This is a genomic window from Paenibacillus sp. RC21, from assembly GCF_044907935.1.
Lineage (GTDB): Bacteria > Bacillota > Bacilli > Paenibacillales > Paenibacillaceae > Paenibacillus > Paenibacillus terrae_A.
Genome location: NZ_JBIYCS010000011.1, coordinates 83,449 through 105,600, shown reverse-complemented (window position 1 = coordinate 105,600; position 22,152 = coordinate 83,449). Strand labels below are relative to the sequence as shown.

Genomic DNA, 22,152 nt, shown 5'->3' with positions numbered 1-22,152 from the left:
AGTTGAATCTCGTATTTTTTGTTCATGTGATCCCCTCCCAATTTTTTCTTATAGGGAGAGTTTAAAAATTAAATCAGAATTGGTCAAGGTACTAGATATTCCAATTATACAATTTAACTTTTAAATCCTTTAGTACACAAATCTATTTACTGTCTTCTTCCTTGATGTAAGTAGCGTCATATTGAATGATTGCTTTAGTTTCATCAGTAGCCTTTGAAACGTCGTAGACTACTTCATCTTGATTGAATTTATCTTCATCATGGAGAGATTGCGGTTTTTTTATAAATAATCCATCTTTAGTATAGATTTTATCAGGATGATTAAGTCCTTCTAATACACTATCAGGGACTATTGCTTTTGTAACGCCCTTCATTTCTTCAGAAGTATCATCACTAGCAAAAACATTATTACTAATAACTACAGCAAACGTAACAGTAAGGGCAGCCAACCCCAAAAATTTTAATTTAGCCTTCACTTCTTTCCTCACCCTCCATTAAATTAATTTGTATAACCATTTCCAGAAATTTTAATTTGATATCCATCTCCATCTGTTCCGGTGTGATTGCCAATTAGCAAATACACTGGATTGCTTGCTGTACCTTGAGGAACATCAGAAAACGTTATAGTTTTACCATTAACATTTCCATAGACCTTAATTACTGACGACTTTTTCTTATAGTCTTTCGTTAGGAATTGGTAATTAACTTCAGCTGGTATGCTACTAATTCCTGAGTCCTGTACAACCGTAAGGGATATGTTTCCATATCTATGAACTGGCAAAGGACTTGAAGAGAATATTTGATCACTTAGCTTTTTGAAACTATAACTGATATTTTGTCCATTTGTGTCCATTGGTGTAATTACAGAATTAGAATTATCTGTAATTGTTTGTGGTATGGATGGTAAATAAGCATCGTTGCCTGTTGTGCCTAAGTTAATAACTTGTACTTCAGATGAAGCAGCAGAGGATGTGTTGTCAATCGAGGGACTGTCAGCAGAGGCTACGGAAGCTAAAGATAACACCAAAGAAGTTGACATTAAAAGAGTAGCAATTTGTCTTTTCATTAATAAATACCTCCAATAGTATTATTTATAGAAACTTTTTTTGTGCTAGTTGTTGACAGACAAAAAAAGTAACTAACGAAGATTTCAAGCATATGAATATAAGATGTAGGGTAAAAATGGGTTTTAATTAATTATATGTAACTAAAATCTCTCTTTTTAATTAAATATGGTTTTGATTTCATATTATTAGATAAAATTTCCTAACCAATATATTCAAATTATATGTATGAATACTACAAAAGTCAAATTGATCAACTCTTTTTTCAATACATTTGTAATCATAGTTTTAAAGTAATATTTTGATGTTATCAGTAATGAGGATAGGAGGTTGGCGCTGTGTCAACCATATGAGAGTATCGCCAACTTTGGAGACACTGTAGAGGACAACTCGTATCGACACCCCGTATCGAAGCTCAATCGTAAAAATTGATCTTATATTCATAAAACACTTATTTCATATGGCTTTTTGCCGTGATCGAACCGAAATTAGTATCAAATAAAGTTTGTATCGTGCCGTATCGAAAAAACAGCTAAAACATAGATAGAATAAGGACTTTTGGTAAATTTGATCAACATCATAATGCGTATCGTGAATATCGGAGAAGAATGTTCAAAAAAGCTTGATGGATCAAGGGATATTTAAGTTTTTATAAATTTAATTGTATGAAATACAAAATTGAATTTTCCTTTATTTATCTGCATTTTGTATCGTAGCTCAATCGAATCGTAGGACTAAGGGAAGGAGCGGAGTGGAAGACATATTTTCATGTTTTTTCACTCTATCAAGTTGGTTCTGTATATAAAAAAGACTCATCCGTTGGACAAGTCTAGAATGTCATAATACTACTTTATCTACTTAGAATAACTATTGTAGATCTCTTTCCAGTTTATAACGTTATTGATCAACTGGTCTTTAGTAATATCGCCTTCACTGTAATCAAAGAACCAATTACCTGCTATGTCTCTACAGAAAGTATCTTCATGTCCAAATCCCTCTAGATCACCGTGAAGTTTGCACATTTCAACTGTATTGTCCCTTGGCATACCTACAGAATCTAAAATAATAGCTTCAATTTCTGAAATGTATGATTCGTATACATTCCATGTTATTTCTAAAGCATCTTCAACTTTTTTCTGCTTCTGTTCCATATCTGTGATCATGTCGATTAAACTGGACATTGTTGCTTTGTTCATCATTATCACCTCTATTTATAGTAGGAATATTATACCACCCAAATCCCCTTTTACGCATGTTCTCGATGCAGTCTATTTTCTAAAATTAAGATTCACGATAGCATCCAAAATGAAACAAGCCTCATCACCTCTCAACGAAATACCTATTGGTCATATACCAAGCTTTCCCTTCCACAGTATCAACCGTACCCTTCTTGCTATCCAAGAACACAATTTCACCACATTCCTTGCAGCCCCACTTACTACGCTTGTATGCTGATTCCTCTATGTACGAAGCTTCACATTTACACTCTACCTGAATCAGTGTCTTATGCTGACTGTATGCGTCTGCTAACTGCACACTGGCCTTACTTGCTGCTGTAGGTTGTATTGCTGCTACATGTTCCCTCTGCTCAGAGTATTCATTATGTACCTTAAAATCTGCTACAAGCTCAGGATTCAATCCAAAGTGTTCCTTGCCTACTGTCGTCACATACTTACTGCCTACACGATATGACTCTATCCAGTCCTGTATTTGCTTATTGGATAGATTGACTGTTCCTTTGATGCCGCTGTTCATAGTGTAGGTCATTGTGTGATGCTGATTTAGGTTCATATATAATGCTGCTCCTTTAGTCTATCTTATAACATTTATTATACTATAAATAGAAAACAAAAAAGACGTGGTTGCCCACGCCCTTACAATTAATCAATTTTACGAATGTGTCAAAGAAACAATTAAGAAGAGATGCTCACCGTCTCAAAAAACTGAAAACGCAATTTCTCCTCTTGGTTTTCAGGAGGCATTTCCTTGAACCAATCTTCTAATGTATCTTTTTCATTAAAAATACTTGATCTCCAAAATTTCATTCCTAATTTCGGAAAGGAATACATCCAGCCTAATTCTGGATGTTGTCGCTGTAAATACAGGCTCCTGCGAGCTTTTCTTCAAAAAACCTGCCGCTAATTGTGGTTTGGTTCAGCGTGATTGATTTTCAACTAACCTGCCCGTTAGCTTAATGAAGCGCCGCCAGTCTAATATTTTATTTTCTCAGTCTACAACTTTATTTCCCGAGTCTAACACTTTATTTTTCAGTCTATTACTTTATTTTCTTTGGAAAACAACATCATTACTTCGGGCAAAATTTTGTCCAATGTTGATTTCATTTTCCCCAATAGTTTCTGCCACATCTTTTAGATGGACATTTTGTCCATCTAAACTTCTCTTTCCTGCACTTCCGTCTCTTACTCCCCAATATTCCTTCAAAAAAGCAGCTTGACGACCTTTTTTAACAGGATCGGTTTCTGATTCTCCTCTGCGTTCGCTGTTTTCTGCAATAAGACGATACTCCGCTTCCCACTCGTCAATATCAAGGCACAATCCAATTTGGACAAAAAAAGTCCATATTGAGAACACGACAGGTAATAAACGTTTAGACGTTGGGACATTTGGATACAAAAAATCCAGTCACCGTCAATATGGGGCAACTGGATGGTAAAATTGATGTTTTATATTGTGAAGATGATAGATAGAGGAAAGGACTAATCAATTGTAAAATGTGACAGTGACTTGATGATTTAGTTTATTATAAAATTATAAAAATCCATTCCTTGAGTATGTATCCATCTAATCGAATTATACATTCCATCAATGAAAAAATTTGTACTTTCTACGGGATGTTTTACAACTAAAACAATTGTCAATATAACCAATGCATAATAAATGCCCTTTTTACCCATGTCCTCAAGTTTACCCATAATAGTTGTTCTCCTTTTGCAGTGTTAACTTATTTTATCATATAGCTGGAATTTCTTTCAAATACCCAAAAAGCACCTTCAAGTTATTCACTCCTGAAGGTGCTTTAATATTCATTATTAATAATGTTGTTTATAACGCTTAGTTACGAATTTTGATGGTAGTATAACTGTAGTACGTGGACTCCCAGCTGAGCTAAGGCCCCATTATATGTAATTAAAAACGTTTCAAGCGACTCCTATATCATATAAAATTTTCATCCCTGTGTCAATACTTTAATAAAAAAATTATAATTACCCTTCCACCATCAACCAAGATACAGTCAGCGATCTAGTCGCTGGCTGTATCTTTGGATAAAAGTGTTTTCAGTTCCTTCATAAACATGTTGATATCTTTGAACTGCCGATATACGGACGCAAAGCGCACGTAGGCAACCTCATCAACAGGATAGAGCTGTTCCATGACCAGTTCGCCGATCTGCTGGCTGTCCACCTCAGTAGCGGCTGTGTTGCGGATAGCGTTTTCCACCTGGGATACGATCATATCCAGTTGCTCGACAGATACAGGACGCTTCTCGCAGGCCCGAATGAGACCGCGCAGCATTTTATCACGGCTGAATTCTTCACGGCTGCCATCCTTTTTAATGACCATCAGTGGAGTCTCCTCCACCATTTCAAAGGTGGTAAAACGCCTGGCACATTGCTCGCATTCGCGGCGGCGGCGGATGGACTTGTTGTCATTCGCAGGCCGAGAGTCCAGTACCTTTGTTCCATTGTAGGCACAGTAAGGACATTTCATAAATTCACCACTTCCTTTTTCCAATAAATTCCCTATACTTTTTCGTAATAATTTTGTCAAAACGGTTCATAATATGTTTACCACGTCGCGAGGAGGTGAACAACAATGGCACAAGGAAACAATGGCAACTCCAACAACCTGGTAGTCAGCAAAGCCTCCGGCGCTCTGGAGCAAATGAAATATGAAATCGCTCAAGAGCTGGGTATCAGCATTCCTCAAGATGGATACCAAGGTAACATGACTTCCTATGAGAACGGTTCGATCGGGGGCTACATCACAAAACGCCTCGTAACGATCGCCGAACAACAATTGGCAGGTCAATACCAATAATCGCGGTAATAACGCAGAAGAAACAAGAAAAAGTGTATGGACGGGCTGCTAAAAACAGCCTGTCCTGCGCTTTTTTCATTTTAATGCCACCAGGCTCATTCTGTCATGACATATTTACACGCAGCCTCGTCATCCGTTAAAACTGATTATAAATTTTTGTGTATTGCCTGTAGTAGTAAATAACCCGCTGTACATAATGTCGTGTCTCGCCAAAAGGGATTTGCTTGATGGATTGTTCTTTCCCATCCCATACCCCCTTATCCAGCCACTCCTGCACTTTACCGGGGCCTGCGTTGTAAGCCGCAACGATAGCTACCGGATTATCCTTAAATTTCACCGACAGGTTATGCACATACCAGGTTCCCAGCTCAATGTTGGTGCCCGGCTCGTGCTTGACGCTATCCAGCGGAACCTTTTGGATCTGAGCGCTGTCCATAATCCAATTCGCCGTATCGGGCATGATCTGCATGAGTCCCAGTGCACCCTTGTGTGACTGCTTGCTGGTCTTAAAGTTCGTCTCAACACGGATAATGGACGCCACCAAAAACGGGTCCACTTCATACGTCTGCGAGTATTGCCGGATCTCATCCTTATATTGAATCGGATAGAACCACGACATCCAGTTTGAATTAAAAAACAGAATCAAGACAAACCCAACAAACAAAGTCAGCAGGACTCTTTTTTTGCGCAAAATATTCATGCCAGTCCCTTTCGCTGCCAGAATTGATCAATTTGCTGTTTTGTTTCAGCCTGTGTTCCACTATTATCGATGACGATATCGGCCAGGCTTCTTTTTTGTTCAATATCCATTTGCGCGGATAACCGAAGTCCGGCTTGTTCCTCGGTCAATCCATCTCTGAGCATCAAACGCCGGAGCTGCACATCGCGTGGTACGTATACCACCATAATTTCATCGTACAAGCTCTCCAGCCCGGACTCATACAGTAACGGGATATCCGCTAAAACAAGCTTGTTCGGATGTTCCTGCTCGTAAGATTCCATACGCATACGCATTTCCTCACGAATCGCAGGATGTGTAATATCGTTAAGCGCCTGCCTCTGGACAGGGTCTCCAAATACAATCTCGCTCAGCTTTTTGCGGTGCAGAGTCCCATCACTGTTCATCACAGCTTGTCCAAAATGCTGTATGACCGCCGTCAGCACCGGGTGCCCCGGAAGCATCACTTCCCGGGCAATAGCATCTGCGTCGATCAGCAACGCACCCTTGACGACCAATAGAGCCGACACGGTGCTTTTACCGGTAGCAATACCTCCGGTTAATCCGATATTCATGCTCTTTCACCTCATAACAGCTTCAATATGCCCATCATAATCAATAATAATGCCGGTAACACACCCAGCGCCTTCATAAATCGGAATGCCGACAGACAGAAACCTGCTTTCATACCTGCAATCAAAAATGTCCCGCTGAATAATGCAATAGCCAGCGCGGTAGCGAGTGGCTGGAAGCCCAGCATAGCTGCTCCCAATCCTGCACCGAACGCATCTACCGATAAGGCGATACCTAACCAAATCGCCTCCGTAGCGGATATACTGCCTGAACGGTCCATATCTGCAGCAGACGGACTTCGGAGAATCCGAATAACGAGACCCCATTTGCGGAATTCCAAAGAAAATAAGGTCCGTTCCTCTTGTACTTCTAAAGATTTCTCACCCTCCAGAACATTTCTGCTCACAGGATCAGGATCATCAATCAGATCTTCCTTGCGATGCAGGGACTGATACAAAGAGTGGCAGCCAATCCCGATCAGAATAACAGCGCCAAAAACCGTCGTATATACAGGAGACAGAACCTGGGACAATAATGCGCCTAGCTGCATGGATATGCCAATGACCAAACCTGAGCATACTGAAATGATGACAATGGACAGCAGTGGAATTTTCATTTTGCGTAGCCCATATGTAACACCGACTCCGAAACTGTCAAGACTTAGCGCAAATGCCAGCAGCAGCAGGGCTCCCCAATGATTAGCCACTCCAATTCCCTCCCATTGCGAAGGAAGGGCCCTACAGCAGCCAGAACCCTTCGCAGTATTGGTACTTGGAATCAATATATGAGAGGAATGGGCTTTGGGTGACTGTACCTGTTTAACGAAGAGGTTGGCAAACCGGGCAATGATGGGTACCACGTCCGGCTACGACGGATTTTTCGATCAATGTACCACAGTTAACACAAGGCTTAACGCTACGTCCATAGATTTGCAATTGATGCTGGAAGTCGCCCGATTGGCCTTGTCCGTTGACGAATGATTTGATGGACGAGCCTCCGACCAAAATCGACGCGCTCAATGTGGAGATAATAGCTTCATGCAGCACACGAAATTGGTTGCCATCCAAGCTTTTGGCTGGCTGTGCCGGATGTATCCCCGCCTTAAACAATGATTCATCCACATAAATATTCCCGATGCCCACGACATATGACTGGTTTAACAGCGCAGCCTTGATCGAAGTCGAACGGGTCCCCACAGCGGCACGAAGTGCCTCCGGTGTAAAGGACTCGTCCATCGGCTCCAAACCGAGCTTGTTCAGCGGCTTTTCCAGCAAATCCTGTCCTTCCGCAAATAAATGCATCGTGCCGAATTGGCGAACATCCTGATAACGTAATTCCGTACCATCCGTAAAATGAAAGATAACGTGAGTATGCTTTTCCACAGGATCATTTTGCGAATAGAGGCCATACCGTCCTTCCATTCTGAGATGGGAAACGAGCACCAGCCCGTCCAGCAGAATCCGCAAAAACTTCCCGCGTCTCTCCACTCCTGTAATGCGATGATCAGCCAATTCCATAGCAAAAGCGTGTATATCATCAGGTCGCTGAATAATGCGCGGCAGATTCACGGTCACATGATCTATATGTTTATCGACGATAAGCTCGTTTAACGTTCGTTTAATCGTTTCTACTTCCGGTAATTCCGGCATGATGTCTTCACCTCACCCTATATTATAACGGAAGCAGCGTTAAATTGGGACTATCTACTCGTTGAAATAACTTATTTCGCTTCGTACCAATTACTTCCATAGCTAACTTCCGCTTTGAGCGGTACAGACAGCTTCAGCGCCGCTTCCATCGTAGCCGGGACAAGCTCTTTCATCGTTTCCAATTCCTCCGGCGGAACTTCGAAAACAAGCTCATCATGTACTTGAAGCAGCATACGGCTGCGAAGATTACGGTCGCGAAGAGCCGCGTCCACCTGTACCATCGCCAGCTTGATAATATCGGCTGCGGTACCCTGGATCGGCGTGTTCATGGCGGTACGCTCCGCGAATGAGCGCAGGTTGAAGTTGCTGGCGTTAATCTCCGGCAAATAACGTCTGCGTTCCAGCAGCGTTTTTACGTATCCGTCCCGCTTTGCATCCTTCACAATATCATCCATGTAACGACGAACGCCCTGGAACACGTCAAAATATTGGTCAATAAAGCGAGCCGCTTCCTTGCGTGTAATATTCAGGTTTTGCGACAAACCGTAATCACTGATCCCGTAGACAATCCCGAAGTTAACCGCCTTGGCAGAACGCCGCATGTTAGAATCTACGTCTTCCGCAGGGATGCCGAACACATCAGACGCCGTCTTTGTATGGATATCCATGTCGTGGACAAAGGCTTCTTTCAATCGCTCATCATCCGAAATGTCAGCCAGCACCCTTAGCTCGATCTGTGAATAGTCCGCTGCGAGAATAGACCAACCCGGCTCGGACGGCACAAATACCTTACGGATTTTACGTCCCTCTTCCAGACGAATAGGGATATTTTGCAAATTCGGGAATTGACTGCTCAATCGTCCGGTTGCTGCAACCGTCTGCCGGAAATACGTATGCAGCTTGCCCGTTTTATCCGAAATTTCCTTAAGTAATCCTTCCACATACGTGGATTGGAGTTTCGCAATGGTACGGTACTGCAAAATGTTTTGCACAATATCATGATATGGGGCGAGCTTTTCCAGTACCTCGGCATCGGTGGAATACCCGGTTTTCGTCTTTTTAATAACAGGAAGGCCCAGCTTATCGAACAAAATTTCACCTAGCTGCTTGGGCGAATTCAGATTGAACTCCACACCGGCAATGCTGTAAATCTCGCGTACCAGCGTTTCAATCTGGGCTTCAAATTCTTTACCCAAAGCGCGCAGTTCTTCCACATTCACCAAAATGCCCTGCTTCTCCATATCCGCCAAAATGCGGGACAACGGCATCTCCAGCTCATGGAAGAGCTTGTGCATTTCCGTTTTTTCCAGCTCGGCCTGCTGTACAGGCACCAGCGCTTCAATCACCGCCGCCTTGCGCGCCACATGATCGGACAGCACATCCACATCAGGCACTTTATATTTAGCGCCTTTGCCGAATACTTCATCGTCCGGACGAATCGAAGACAAGCCATATTTGGCTGCCAATCCGCTTAGTGACTGGTTCGCATCCGTTGGGTCCAGCAAATATCCGACCAACTGCACATCGAACTCTGCCCCGGCAAATTCGATCCCGTGCCAATGCAGAGCTAAATCTGTACGGTGCAGATCATACCCCCGTTTTTTGCACCCAGCATCGGCGAGCCATTCGCGGACAGGCTTGGCTGCATCAGTTTGCAGTACATCCAAGGTCATAAAAAACTGTCGTCCCGCTACGCCAAATACCAGCCCCACAATTTCAGCATGATGCGGATTATCGCCATGGGTCTCCACATGCAGCAGATCCACAGTATCCAGTACATTTACCAGCTCGCTAATCCGCTGTTCGTCCAGTACGGTCACGTCAGCAGAGGCTTCCTCTACGCCCATTCCTGCACTGCCAACCTCGCCCGAAAAGGATAACCGCTCCAGCAAGGACTTGAACTCCAGCTTCGCCAGAGCAGGTCCCGCCGTTTCTGCTTGCAGCCCGTCGAATACAACATCTTCCAGCTGCTTGTCCAGCGTTACATCCCGATAGATGGTCGCCAAATCCTTGCTCATCCGTGCATCATTTGCATGCGTTTCGACGCGCTCTTTCATTTTTCCTTTCAGCTCATCCGTATGTGCCAGCACCTCTTCGACCGATCCATACTGATGCAGCAGCTTGAGCGCTGTCTTTTCCCCCACACCCGGAATCCCGGGAATGTTGTCCGACGTATCGCCCATCAGACCTTTGAGATCGATGATTTGCAACGGCTTCAAGCCATAACGCTCCTGAATCTGCTCAGGTCCGTACGTCTCCACCTCGGTAACCCCTTTGCGGGTTAAGCCGACAGTGACGTTGTCCGAAGCCAACTGAAGCATATCCTTATCTCCGGTAACCACCAGCACGTTAAAACCAGCTTCGTCCGCGGTTTTAGACAGGGTTCCAATGATATCGTCCGCCTCATAGCCATCCAGCTCAAACTGGGCAATGCCGAAGGCAGTCAACAGCTCTTTCAGCAGCGGGAATTGTTGGGACAGCTCAGGCGGCGTTTTCTCGCGTCCACCCTTGTAATCCTCGTATCCTTTATGGCGGAACGTTATTTTTCCGGCATCAAAGGCAACCAGTATATGTGTCGGCTTGTGCTCCTCCAAAAGCCGCAGCAACATCGTTGTAAATCCGTACACCGCGTTCGTCTGCTGTCCGCTCGAATTTGTTAACGGAGGCATAGCGAAAAACGCCCGGTAAATGATACTGTTGCCATCTATAAGCATGAGTTTATCCATTTAGCACCTCGCAAGTTCATCAATGCATCGAAAGGTTCTTTCGCTTTACGCATTCCTTTTCCTATCTTAACATAAAGGCTCCTTTTTCAGAAAAAAACGGCTGCTTCCTAGCCAGATTCGCCTTTTGCACAAAGACAAGTCTGGGTCAGAAACAACCGCTATATACCTAAAAAGCCCTACTGGTTCAAATCTGGTCGCTCCCCTGTCACGAGATATACAGTGCTTTCACCGATATTCGTCGCATGGTCACCAATCCGTTCAATATATCGTCCGACGAGCAGTTGCAGCATGCCTTGTGGAGCTTCCTCAGGCTTTTCTACCATAAACACATACAGATTGCTGATCATATGGCTATACATGGAATCTACACGATCATCCTCTTTGGCCATTTTATAAGCCAAATCTGTATTTTCATCCAGATAGGATGTAATTGCGTCGTCAATCATTTCTTTGACGATCGCAGCCATCTGCGGAATATCCACCAGCGGCTTGATGACCTGCTGCCCTTCCAGACGCAGCGTGACCTTGGCAATATCGAGTGCCAAATCCCCCATCCTTTCCAGATCACTGGAAATTTTAAAAGCAACAATGATCCGGCGTAAATCCTTGGCTACCGGCTGCTGGGTAATAATGAGCTTCGAGCCCATATCGAGAATGTTCTCTTCCAGTGCATTGAGAGATGCATCATTTTTGACCACCTGCTGGGCCAATTCTGTATTTTTGGTCTGCAAACATTCAATGGCCTGATCGAGTGCCTTCGATACATGTGCACCCATTTCGCGCAGTACGGCTCTCAGCTCATCTAATCCTTCATCAAAACCTTTTCTGCGTATCATTTCGAAGTCACCCCTCCTGGCATTACTATCTGGTTGGCTTTAGCCGAATCGGCCGGAAATATAATCTTCCGTACGGGAATCCTGCGGCGTAGAAAACATCGTCTCTGTATCCGCCGCCTCTACCACGACACCGTTCAAGAAAAACGCAGTACGGCCGGACACACGAGCCGCCTGATGCATGTTATGCGTCACCATGACGATCGTATATCTGTCACGCAGTTCTTGAACCAGTTCTTCAATCTTCATCGTGGAGATCGGGTCCAGCGCTGACGTTGCCTCATCCATAAGCAAAATATCTGGCTGCACAGCAAGCGCCCTAGCAATACACAGCCGCTGCTGCTGTCCGCCGGACAAGCTCAGGGCTGAACGCTTGAGAAAGTCCTTAACCTCTTCCCAGAGTGCCGCCTGCCGCAAGCTTTGCTCAACAAGTTCGTCCAGCTTGTCCTTTTGCCGGATTCCATGCAGACGCGGACCGTATGCCACGTTATCATAAATAGATTTAGGAAACGGATTAGGCTGTTGAAAAACCATCCCCACCTGCTTGCGCAGAGCTTCTACTTCCATCGTATCGCCATATATATCCTGACCTGCGATACTCACCGTACCTTCAATACGCGTTCCCGGTATCATATCATTCATCCGATTCAGCGTACGCAGCAAAGTAGATTTACCGCAGCCGGACGGTCCGATGAAGGCTGTTACCGTTTTTTCAGGAATATCCAGGTTTATATGTTTCAGCGCGTGAAAATTCTCATAATATAAGTTCAGCTTATCAATCCGAATAACGGAATCATTCATTGATTTATGATCTCCTTCGTGTTGCAGTTATGGTCCTCAAGCATTGCACCTGATTTGCACAATATGAAGATTATATAAGCTGTGTGTAAATTCAGTGTGGTGTATTTGTTAACGGTATGTAAAATGATCAGGGATTCAGCATAAGCTCCAGCTCCTGTGCAATCCCGGCTGCATTCAAAGCCGCTTCCTCTGCGGAACGAGACACATCGTTGTTTTTGGTCTCAATTTCAGCAACGGCCTGCAACAGTTGGGTAAACGTTTGGGTTCCAGCGGATATATACCGTGAGCCGGTATTAATCTGCTGCATGCTCGTATCCGTCAGATCGGCAGTATCACGCAGCATTTGTTCAATATCCGTAAGCAAGCTTGTAATCTGTGCGGAAAAGGCTTTCGTTTGGAGTGACATATTCCGCACCTCCTGAGATACGATCTGGAAGCCACGCCCATGTTCTCCAGCATGTGCTGCTTCTATCGATGCGTTGATCGCCAGCAGTCCACTTTGATCCGCGAGTCCGCGGATGGAGGAAGCCATGCCTGCAATGTCATTCAGCAATTGAGTTAGCGCTGTAATCTGCTCATGCTGACGCTTCATTTGCTCTGTGACTGCCCGATAGGAGAGCAGAACATCTTCCAGTTCCATTTTGCCACGGCGGGATAATTCACTCATCGAACGAGTTAGACGCACACTGTCACCAGCCTCTTTAGCGGCATCCAGCACAGTTGTCTGAATCCGATGGACACCATCATAGCTATGCCGAACCACGTTACCCCGATGCTCGTCCGCCTCTCTCTGCATTCGCTGAACGACGGACAAAATATCACGAATGGTCAGTACGCCAAGCAACCGCGTACCTTCCTTAATCAGCAGGCAATCGTAAAATCGTTGATCTTCGCGCAGCATCGCCTGCTCTACAATGTCCGATGCCAGGCTTTCCAGATCCACAATTAATGTATCGGGGTCGGCAAATATGGCCGCAGGCTTGTCATAAAACAGAGCCGCAGCAAACCTGCCCGTAAAATGGCGGTTATACGCATCTCTCATAATAATGCCCAACGGAAGGCCATTTTTATCAATGACAATGACGCAAGGAATGTCTTCCTGCGTTTTCATAAGTGCTAATAGCTCTTTACAAGACATATCCGTACCAATGATCGGAACCTCCCGGCAAGGCACGTAGGTAGTAATTGGCTTGTTAGATTCACGTTCAATCACGGCAGTGGAACTCGGCTGGGTCTTTGGTTCCGTTATCATCGTTCTGAAGTCCCCTTTTTTTGACTACTTGAAGTGACGGGAACATCATATCGGTCATTTGTTGATTGTAACGTTTGTTTATGTTAACGAAATGTAAATCACGAAATGGACACAAAAATCGTCGCATACAAAATCGAACATAAAGAAAAACGCTCCTCATTTATAGCAAATGAGAATCGCTTCTTTTTTTATTAACAACCAGTTTGTATCCGACTCCGCGAATCGAATCAATATGAACCGAATCGGGATCCAGCTCCAGCTTCTTGCGCAATGAGCTAACATGCACATCCACCGTCCGTTGACCGCCAATGTAGTCGAAGCCCCAAACCGCGTTCATCAGATCGTCGCGAGTCAATACCACGCCCGGCTTACGGGACAAGTAGAGGAGCACCTCAAATTCCTTGGGCCTTAAGCTGATGGATTGTCCTCCGAGAATCACTTCATATTTTTCAGGATAAATCTCCAGCTCGCCTAATTGAATTTTGGAGCCGTCTTTCTGATCGGACAGCACGCCTTCATCCCCCCCGGAAGTACGACGCAGTACCGCCGTTACGCGGGCCAGCAGCTCGGAAACACCGAAAGGCTTCGTAATATAATCATCTGCTCCTGATTTCAATCCTTGGACAACCTCGGCTTCGCCGTTTTTGGCCGTTAAAATAATGATGGGTGTTGTCAGTCCCTGATGGCGTAGTCTGCTCAAAATATCCAGTCCGTTCATACCGGGCAGCATCAAATCCAGCAGGATCAAATCGTAGGACTCTCTGGAGGCTTTTTCAAACCCTGCACTGCCGTGATCCTCCGTATCTACTTCAAAACCCTCTTGTATCAAATTGTAGGATAGCAATCTGGCAAGCGTTGGTTCATCCTCAATAACCAGCAAGCGTTGTCCCATAAATAAATTCATCTCCTGTTTACCTTTTAAAGGCGCATTGGTCAAAATTCCAAAATCTTTTCCATACTCATGCGACACCCGTATATTTTATCACGGCATTGTTAACAGAATGTAAAAACCGATCTAGTTCATTCTTCCTGTTGCAACAACGGCAATTCGATTGTAAATGTGGTGCCCAAACCAAGCTCACTTTCTACGGAAAGCACCCCATGATGCAGGTCCACCAAATGCTTGACGATGGACAATCCCAGGCCTGTTCCACCCGAGTTGCGCGAACGACCTTTGTCTACCCGGTAAAAGCGCTCAAAGATGCGCGGCAGGTCCTTCTTTGGAATCCCGATGCCCGTATCGCTAACCGTAAATACGACCTTCTCCGTATCATTCTCCCGCTGTACAGTTACAACCTTGATTTTCACCTTGCCACCGTCGAGTGTGTAGTTAATGCCATTAGACAGAAGGTTTACAAAAATCTGCTGGAGCTTATCTTCATCCGCCTCCATAAACAGTTCATCCGGGACGTCCATATGCAGTGTAATTCTTTTTTTCGCAGCTACATTATTCAATTTTTCCAGCAATGATTCTATAAACGAGGATACATGAACCGGAGAGCAATCCAGCGGAGAACGCTTGGATTCAATTTTGGACAGCTCCAGAATGTCGCCGATCAGCCGATTTAGCCGTTCGCTTTCATCATAAATAATTTGCAAAAAGGAACGGGATGTTTCCTCATCCTTAACTCCGCCGCCGAGCAACGTTTCAGCAAAGCCCTTGACTGCGGCAATCGGCGTTTTTAGCTCATGGGAAACATTCGCCACAAATTCACTCCGCATATTTTCCAGCCGCCGAATAGCTGTAATATCCTGCAAAAGGAACAGCATGCCGCGATATCTGCCTTCATCCTCATACATCGGCACACCATCGAGCAAAATCAGCCGTTCCTCGGGATTATACAGATGAACCTCACCGTGCAGTCTTTCGCGGCTTTGTATACTACCCTCAATCAGCTTCGTCAGCTCGTAGTGCTTTTTCAGCTCATGATACGGCTTGTCCGTCACCCGTTTGCTAGTGACACCGAGCATCCGCTCAGACTCACGGTTCACAAGCGCAATCCGCTCCCCGGCATCAATCATGAGAATCCCTCCGGTCATATTGCTCATGACGCTCTGAAGCAAATCCTCATTATCACGTATCGTCTTCATTTGGTTTTGCAGGCTGTCCGCCATACGGTTAATGGCTTCCCCCAACTGCCCTACCTCATCCCGGCGCTGTATGCCAACTCTTGCGTCATAATCCAGCCCGGAAATACGATTGGCTACGCTTGTAATATGCTCAATAGGCGAGGTTAGGCCACGCGCGATACGGTAACTGACCAATCCAGCGGCAAGGAACAACAAGACCAGACCAATGCCAATTGCCGTCCAGCCGCGCTGCACACCTTCCTCTACTGCTTTCAGATTCATGGACAAACGGATATATCCGTCGAACCCCTTGTCGGATACGACAGGCTCTGCCACGTACAGCATATTTCGCTGCAAAGTTTCACTGTAGCGTATCGTTCGTCCGATTCCTTCGGACGCGGCTTCTTGGATTTCTTCACGTGATGCATGGTTCTCCATCTTGCGCGGATCACTTAGTGAATCACCAACCACCGTTCCATCCTTGCGAATGAAGGTCACCCGTGAGTCCGTCAGACGTGCAATTTCCTTTGCCTTTTCCGAATAGTAGGAGACGTAATCGGTACTGGAAAGAGCATCTGCGTTGACAAAAGGAAATGTAGCCCGAAGCAGGTCGATCTCACGCCCCATATTTTCCTCAAGCACCTTCATGTTCGAGTTTTTAAAAATTTGTCCCATGGTGATTCCGGCAGCCAGGACAGATACGCCGATCAGAATCAGCATAATCAAGGTAAGCCTGAAACGAAACGACTTCATAAATATGCCCATCCTTTAGTTGAGTAGAAATTTTTATGATCATAACAGCTTTGTAAGTTAAGTCCCATTCTACAGGCTACCTGCTTTTTGTTCCACTGTTAAACAGGAAAAAAGGTCAGGGCACACGCTGCCCCAACCTCTCTCTTATCCGTTGACGACTTCGCCGCCGTTGATATGGATGACCTGTCCGCTGACATAAGATGAATCATCCGAGGCAAGGTACACATAGGCTGGTGCCAATTCCTCCGGCTGACCGGGACGCTTCATCGGCTGCGCGCCTCCGAACTCACTGACGGTCTTGGCATCAAAGGTCGAAGGGATTAGCGGTGTCCAGACCGGCCCCGGCGCGACAGCGTTTACCCGAATGCCTTGATCGACCAAATTGAGCGAAAGAGAACGGGTGAATGAAGTAATCGCCCCTTTGGTGGATGAATAATCAATGAGTGTCTTGTTCCCGGCATAGGCCGTAATCGACGTGGTGTTAACAATTGCGCTGCCTTTCTTCAAATGCGGCAATGCCGCTTGCGTCAGGAAGAACATGCCGAAAATGTTCGTGCGGAATGTACGCTCCAGCTGCTCTTTCGTGATATCCTCCAGCTTTTGCTGTGGATGCTGCTCTGCGGCATTGTTCACGACAATGTCCAGCTTGCCCAGCTCGTTAACCGTCTGCTGAACCGCTTTTTTGGCAAATTGGTCATCTCCGATATCGCCGGGGATCAGCACGCATTTGCGGTCCTCCTGCTCTACCTGACGCTTCGTCTCTTCTGCATCCTTATGCTCGTTCAGATAGACGATAGCTACGTCAGCACCTTCCTTGGCGTACGTAACAGCTACAGCGCGTCCAATTCCACTATCTCCACCGCTAATGAGTGCGACTTTGCCTGTTAGCTTGCCAGCCGCCTTATAGGTTGACTTCTCAAACTGAGGTGCAGGCGACATTTTGGACTCGATCCCCGGTTGCTGTTCTTGGTGCTGCGGAGGCAAGGTTTGTTGGGTCTGATTGCTTTTGGCCATCGTGCATTCTCCTTTCAAGATTAGATATCTTATAGGATGCAACATTTGTATCCACTCTACTCCTGATTTACCACACGAGCTTGTACGTTAAACGAAAAAGGAGTATGAAGTTCGTTGGACGCACAAAAAAACGGCTTGTGCTTATTCAGCACAAACCGCTTTTTTCAATTTAGCATTTGACATCATTCGATTACAGCCACTCGCAAAATACTTAATTAAATAATATGGCTGTATACCATTAAAAACGTGATGAGAATCAGAAATACCGCAAGCAATGTACTGAACATGCGCATTTTTCCAGCGTATTGCGTAATGGGCTGTTGGTTACGAATCGCTTCCAGCGATAAACGTAACGGCTTGCCCATAGCACCTGCGATGCCGGAGATACCCAGAAACAGCAGCAAAACGACGACGATCCATGCGACGGAATATGGACCCCAAGCAAAAATCATATAGATGCCGCTAACGAGCAAAATGATCATTGCAAATTGAGCCAAACGGTTCAATAGCTGAACAGCCGATATCGTCCCTTCCTGCACGGCGGGGGCCAGCTTGTCGATTTTGCCAACTACAAAGGGGAGCAATATATAAAAACCCAGCGCCAGCGATCCGATCATGTGAATAAAAAACATAGTTTACAACCTCCATTTCTTTGTTTACCTGACTGTCATCATTTCAGTGTTTTGGGACATGCTTTTCTATGTACACTATCAATGCATACGAAATCTATTATACCGGGGAAGCAGGACAAAGCAAAGGAGGACGGTGAGAAAAGTTTCAGCTTGAGTGGGTGCTGGAGAGGCTCCGCGAACGGAACGTTGCTACCATCACTGTTGTCTCCGGATTTTATTGAATATATTTGATATGGTATAAATCCGGAGACAAAGGCGAGCGCTTACGCTTGTCCGCAATCGTTCCGTCCGCTCCGCCAGTGCCAGCAAATCCAAGCTGAAATTTTCAACATTAAAGGAAAAGGAAGAAAACAAATAGATTACTTATATTCTATTTAAAGAGGTGTCCGTCGGCCATGACTATGGCTTTGGGACACCTCTTCAAATAAAAGTATACCGTTTTAGTAGAAAATCGAACCTATACGGTCACTATTTTAATTACATTACGAACCGATTCGGCGGATTGATCAAGCGCTACTTTTTCCTCGTCGGTCAATTCCAGCTCGAACACCTTTTCGATACCATTACCACCAAGAAGTGTCGGTACGCCGAGGAACAAGTCCTGATAGCCGTACTCTCCCTCCAGATAGGCAATGACCGGGATAATACGTTTTTTGTCTTTTACAATCGCTTCTGTCATCTGCGTAAGCGAGGCTGCCGGGGCATAGTATGCGCTACCGTTGCCCAGCAGGTTAACTATCTCCCCGCCACCGACACGCGTCCGCTGTACGATCGCTTCGATACGTTCCTTCGAAATCAGGGTTTCGATAGGGATACCACCAACGCTGGAATAGCGTACCAGCGGCACCATATCATCACCGTGACCACCCAATACGAAGCCACGCACGTCTTCGACGGATACGTTCAGTTCCTGTGCAATAAAGGTACAATACCGAGCTGTATCCAGCACACCAGATTGGCCGATGACCCGATTTTTCGGGAAACCAAGCGTCTGGTATGCGGTATAGGTCATGGCATCGACCGGATTACTCAGAATAATGACGATAGAATCTGGCGCGTACTTCTTCACGTTTTCACATACGGATTTTACAATCCCTGCGTTCGTATTTACCAAATCGTCACGGCTCATGCCTGGTTTTCGCGCAATCCCCGCTGTAATAATAACGATATCCGAGTTGGCTGCATCCTCATAATTGGAAGTGCCTGTGACCTGGCTGTCAAATCCCTGGACCGGACTGGCCTCTAAAATATCAAGCGCTTTGCCTTTGGTCGGATTCTCAAGTTGCGGAATATCGATCAGAACGATATCACCCAGCTCTTTTTGGGCCAGCAGCAATGCGGTAGTGGCACCGGTAAAACCGGCGCCAACAATGGATATTTTTTTGCGTTGAATGGTCACGTGGCATTCCCCTCTCTACAGGTTACTAATAATGGTATCTGCGAACTCGGAGCATTTCACTTGTGTAGCGCCTTCCATCAGACGGGCAAAGTCATAAGTTACGATTTTCTTATTAATGGACGTTTCCAGTCCTTTGTAAATCAGGTTTGCCGCTTCGTGCCAGCCCAAATGCTCAAGCAGCATCACGCCGGACAAAATAACGGAACCAGGGTTTACGACATCTTTATCAGCATATTTTGGCGCTGTGCCGTGTGTAGCTTCAAAGATAGCATGCCCAGTTACATAGTTAATGTTCGCACCTGGTGCGATACCAATTCCACCGACTTGAGCAGCCAGCGCATCGGACAGATAGTCTCCGTTCAGGTTCAGTGTAGCAATAACATCAAATTCGGAAGGACGAGTCAGCACTTGTTGCAGTGCAATGTCAGCGATCGCATCCTTGATGATAATTTTTCCTGCATCTTCAGCTGCTTTTTGAGCTGCATTTGCCGCATCTTCACCATCTTTTTCCTTGATAGCATCATATTGAGCCCAAGTGAATACTTTATCTGCAAATTCTTCCTCAGCCACTTCATAACCCCAGTTTTTGAAGGCACCTTCGGTAAATTTCATAATGTTGCCTTTGTGTACGAGCGTTACGCTCTTGCGTCCGTGGTCAACAGCATACTGAATGGCTGCACGTACCAGACGTTTTGAACCATCGGAGGAAACCGGCTTGATCCCGATACCTGACGTTTCTGGGAAACGAATTTTGTTCACACCCAGCTCTTGTTGGAGGAACTGAATGACTTTTTTCACGTCCTCGGAGCCTTCGGCATACTCAATACCAGCATAAATATCCTCGGTATTCTCACGGAAAATAACCATGTCTACCAATTCAGGACGCTTCACCGGAGACGGAACACCGTTAAAGTAACGAACAGGACGCAGACATACGTACAGATCCAGCTCTTGACGCAATGCCACGTTCAAAGAGCGAATGCCGCCGCCAATCGGTGTCGTAAGCGGCCCTTTGATGGCTACAATATACTCACGGATGGCTTCCAAAGTATCGTTAGGCAACCACTCGCCGTATGTATTGAAAGCTTTCTCACCAGCGAATACTTCATACCAGGCAATCTTTTTGGAACCGTTATATGCTTTATCTACAGCTGCGTCCAGTACGCGCTTGGATGCTTTCCAGATGTCGCGGCCTGTGCCGTCGCCTTCGATAAACGGAATAACCGGATGATTCGGAACCTGTAGTTGACCGTTCTCAATCGTAATTTTTTCGCCTTCAGTTGGGAGCTCAAACTTTTCAAATTTCGCCATAAGTTCCTTTTCCTCCTCAGATATGAATGGGTACAGGGCGAAAGACGTGATCTTCATCATAGACAAAAACACGCATCTCTCGCCGTCCCTTCTATTGTACCTTATTTTTTTAATTCAGGGTATACAGCCTCAATATTCGTACAACAAGTGATTAGCGTAATTCCGGAGACACATACTTTTGGTCAATCGGACCTGTGTATTCAGCGCGCGGACGGATCAGACGATTATTTTCGTACTGCTCCAAAATGTGCGCAGTCCACCCGGATACACGACTCACGGCAAAGATCGGTGTGAACAGGTCTCTTTTGATACCCAGTTGGGTATAAACAGAGGCGGAGTAAAAATCAACATTCGGCTTCAAGCCCTTTTGTCCTGTCACAATTTCCTCGATTCGAACCGAAATATCAAACAACGTCGTATCGCCGTTCATTTCGCCCAGTTCGCGGGACATTTTGTGCAAATGCTTGGCACGCGGATCACCGTTTTTATAGACACGATGTCCAAAGCCCATAATTTTTTCGCGGTTATCCAGTTTGGTCTGAATATACAAATCCACCTGATCCAAACCGCCGATTTCCTCCAGGGTTTTGGCAACAGCTTCGTTGGCTCCGCCATGCAGTGGTCCCTTCAAAGCTCCGATTGCCGACGTAATGCCGGAATAAATATCGGATAGTGTTGCTACAGTCACGCGTGCAGCAAAGGTCGATGCATTCAATTCATGATCGGCATGTAGCACAAGAGCCTGATTGAACGCTTTGATAGCCGTCTCTTCCGGGTCTTTGCCAGTAAGCTGATACAGAAAGTTTTCGGCGATAGAAACACCTTTCTTGGGCGCAATCGGCTCCAGCCCTTCGCGCACACGCGCTATGGCCGCCACAATTGTGGGCAATTGCGCCTGAAGCTTGACAGTTTTGATCACATTGGCCTCTCTCGACATATCATCCGCCTGTGGGTCATACAAGGCAAGAGACGATACGGCTGATCTCAGGGCAGCCATCGTGCTCAAATCTTTCGGGTACAGCTTTAATTGAGTAATAATTTCATCCGGAATGGCAGCATATTCGCTTAGTTGGTCGCGAAGCTCCTGCAATTGGGCTTGATCAGGCAATTTTCCGAACCACAACAAATAAGCTACCTCTTCAAAAGCGGCGTTAACAGCCAAATCATCAATGTTATAACCCCGGTACGTGAGAACGCCATCTACGATAGAGCTTATGGAGGAAGTGGTCGCTACGATCCCTTCCAGACCTTTAGTCGCTGTCATCGTTACATCTCTCCTTTGTAAAAACATTGTGAACG

At 45.5% G+C, this 22,152-nt stretch carries 23 protein-coding genes; 1 reads left to right on the top strand and 22 read right to left on the bottom strand.

The annotated features are described in order from the left end of the window. Positions 1-142 precede the first annotated feature (142 nt). From ABIA61_RS24535 to nrdR, 7 genes are all read right to left on the bottom strand, one after another. Entirely contained in the window at positions 143-475 is a 333-nt protein-coding gene (locus ABIA61_RS24535) for a hypothetical protein (RefSeq protein WP_283655378.1), read from the bottom strand. Positions 476-498: 23 nt separating this feature from the next. Continuing rightward, positions 499-1,065, bottom strand: coding sequence for a hypothetical protein (locus ABIA61_RS24530; RefSeq protein WP_283655377.1), 567 nt, complete (start codon positions 1,063-1,065; stop codon positions 499-501). Between the two features lie 852 nt (positions 1,066-1,917). Further along, on the bottom strand, positions 1,918-2,259 hold the full coding sequence (locus tag ABIA61_RS24525) for a hypothetical protein (RefSeq protein ID WP_283657780.1): 342 nt from the start codon (positions 2,257-2,259) through the stop codon (positions 1,918-1,920). Between the two features lie 124 nt (positions 2,260-2,383). Continuing rightward, a complete protein-coding gene (locus ABIA61_RS24520) occupies positions 2,384-2,854 on the bottom strand; it encodes a hypothetical protein (protein ID WP_283655375.1) in 471 nt (156 codons plus the stop codon). A 489-nt stretch (positions 2,855-3,343) separates the two neighbouring features. Beyond that, positions 3,344-3,655 (bottom strand): hypothetical protein, encoded by a 312-nt coding sequence (locus ABIA61_RS24515; protein ID WP_404559636.1) that lies wholly within the window; start codon positions 3,653-3,655, stop codon positions 3,344-3,346. Positions 3,656-3,816: 161 nt separating this feature from the next. After that, entirely contained in the window at positions 3,817-3,996 is a 180-nt protein-coding gene (locus ABIA61_RS24510; RefSeq protein ID WP_404581377.1) for a hypothetical protein, read from the bottom strand. Between the two features lie 328 nt (positions 3,997-4,324). After that, complete coding sequence (gene nrdR, locus ABIA61_RS24505; RefSeq protein ID WP_013309614.1) at positions 4,325-4,792, bottom strand: transcriptional regulator NrdR; 468 nt, start codon at positions 4,790-4,792, stop codon at positions 4,325-4,327. 105 nt (positions 4,793-4,897) lie between these two features. Between nrdR and ABIA61_RS24500 the strand changes: the two genes are divergently transcribed. Further along, positions 4,898-5,122 carry an alpha/beta-type small acid-soluble spore protein gene (locus ABIA61_RS24500; protein WP_137062459.1) on the top strand — a complete coding sequence of 75 codons (225 nt, stop codon included), beginning with the start codon at positions 4,898-4,900 and terminating at the stop codon, positions 5,120-5,122. 136 nt (positions 5,123-5,258) lie between these two features. Here ABIA61_RS24500 and ABIA61_RS24495 read toward each other — a convergent pair whose 3' ends face one another. The 15 genes from ABIA61_RS24495 to citZ form a co-directional block, all read right to left on the bottom strand. Then, positions 5,259-5,822, bottom strand: a complete 564-nt coding sequence (locus tag ABIA61_RS24495; RefSeq protein WP_044647073.1) for a lytic transglycosylase domain-containing protein — start codon at positions 5,820-5,822, stop codon at positions 5,259-5,261. Next, positions 5,819-6,415, bottom strand: coding sequence for a dephospho-CoA kinase (gene coaE / locus ABIA61_RS24490; protein WP_283655372.1), 597 nt, complete (start codon positions 6,413-6,415; stop codon positions 5,819-5,821). Before coaE ends, ABIA61_RS24495 begins: the two co-directional genes overlap by 4 nt. Positions 6,416-6,426: 11 nt before the next feature. Next, complete coding sequence (gene ytaF / locus ABIA61_RS24485; RefSeq protein WP_283655371.1) at positions 6,427-7,119, bottom strand: sporulation membrane protein YtaF; 693 nt, start codon at positions 7,117-7,119, stop codon at positions 6,427-6,429. A 112-nt stretch (positions 7,120-7,231) separates the two neighbouring features. Next, complete coding sequence (gene mutM / locus ABIA61_RS24480) at positions 7,232-8,062, bottom strand: DNA-formamidopyrimidine glycosylase (protein WP_283655370.1); 831 nt, start codon at positions 8,060-8,062, stop codon at positions 7,232-7,234. Positions 8,063-8,133: 71 nt separating this feature from the next. Next, the gene (gene polA / locus ABIA61_RS24475) at positions 8,134-10,788 is read right to left on the bottom strand and encodes a DNA polymerase I (protein WP_283655369.1); all 2,655 of its coding nucleotides are present in this window, start codon (positions 10,786-10,788) and stop codon (positions 8,134-8,136) included. Positions 10,789-10,964: 176 nt separating this feature from the next. Further along, positions 10,965-11,624: a phosphate signaling complex protein PhoU gene (gene phoU, locus ABIA61_RS24470; RefSeq protein WP_283655368.1), complete on the bottom strand. Its 660-nt coding sequence runs from the start codon at positions 11,622-11,624 to the stop codon at positions 10,965-10,967. 39 nt (positions 11,625-11,663) lie between these two features. Beyond that, a complete protein-coding gene (pstB, locus tag ABIA61_RS24465; protein ID WP_283655367.1) occupies positions 11,664-12,422 on the bottom strand; it encodes a phosphate ABC transporter ATP-binding protein PstB in 759 nt (252 codons plus the stop codon). Between the two features lie 127 nt (positions 12,423-12,549). Continuing rightward, a complete protein-coding gene (locus ABIA61_RS24460; RefSeq protein ID WP_283655366.1) occupies positions 12,550-13,674 on the bottom strand; it encodes a methyl-accepting chemotaxis protein in 1,125 nt (374 codons plus the stop codon). Between the two features lie 160 nt (positions 13,675-13,834). After that, positions 13,835-14,566 carry a response regulator transcription factor gene (locus tag ABIA61_RS24455; protein WP_404581376.1) on the bottom strand — a complete coding sequence of 244 codons (732 nt, stop codon included), beginning with the start codon at positions 14,564-14,566 and terminating at the stop codon, positions 13,835-13,837. A 128-nt stretch (positions 14,567-14,694) separates the two neighbouring features. Then, a complete protein-coding gene (pnpS, locus tag ABIA61_RS24450) occupies positions 14,695-16,497 on the bottom strand; it encodes a two-component system histidine kinase PnpS (RefSeq protein ID WP_404581375.1) in 1,803 nt (600 codons plus the stop codon). A 144-nt stretch (positions 16,498-16,641) separates the two neighbouring features. Next, complete coding sequence (locus ABIA61_RS24445; RefSeq protein WP_283655364.1) at positions 16,642-17,511, bottom strand: SDR family oxidoreductase; 870 nt, start codon at positions 17,509-17,511, stop codon at positions 16,642-16,644. A 215-nt stretch (positions 17,512-17,726) separates the two neighbouring features. Beyond that, positions 17,727-18,143, bottom strand: coding sequence for a hypothetical protein (locus ABIA61_RS24440; protein WP_404520686.1), 417 nt, complete (start codon positions 18,141-18,143; stop codon positions 17,727-17,729). Between the two features lie 457 nt (positions 18,144-18,600). After that, positions 18,601-19,542: a malate dehydrogenase gene (gene mdh / locus ABIA61_RS24435; protein WP_044648769.1), complete on the bottom strand. Its 942-nt coding sequence runs from the start codon at positions 19,540-19,542 to the stop codon at positions 18,601-18,603. 15 nt (positions 19,543-19,557) lie between these two features. After that, positions 19,558-20,853, bottom strand: coding sequence for an NADP-dependent isocitrate dehydrogenase (icd, locus tag ABIA61_RS24430; RefSeq protein WP_404581373.1), 1,296 nt, complete (start codon positions 20,851-20,853; stop codon positions 19,558-19,560). Positions 20,854-21,004: 151 nt separating this feature from the next. Further along, positions 21,005-22,117: a citrate synthase gene (citZ, locus tag ABIA61_RS24425; RefSeq protein ID WP_404581372.1), complete on the bottom strand. Its 1,113-nt coding sequence runs from the start codon at positions 22,115-22,117 to the stop codon at positions 21,005-21,007. Positions 22,118-22,152: the final 35 nt, after the last annotated feature.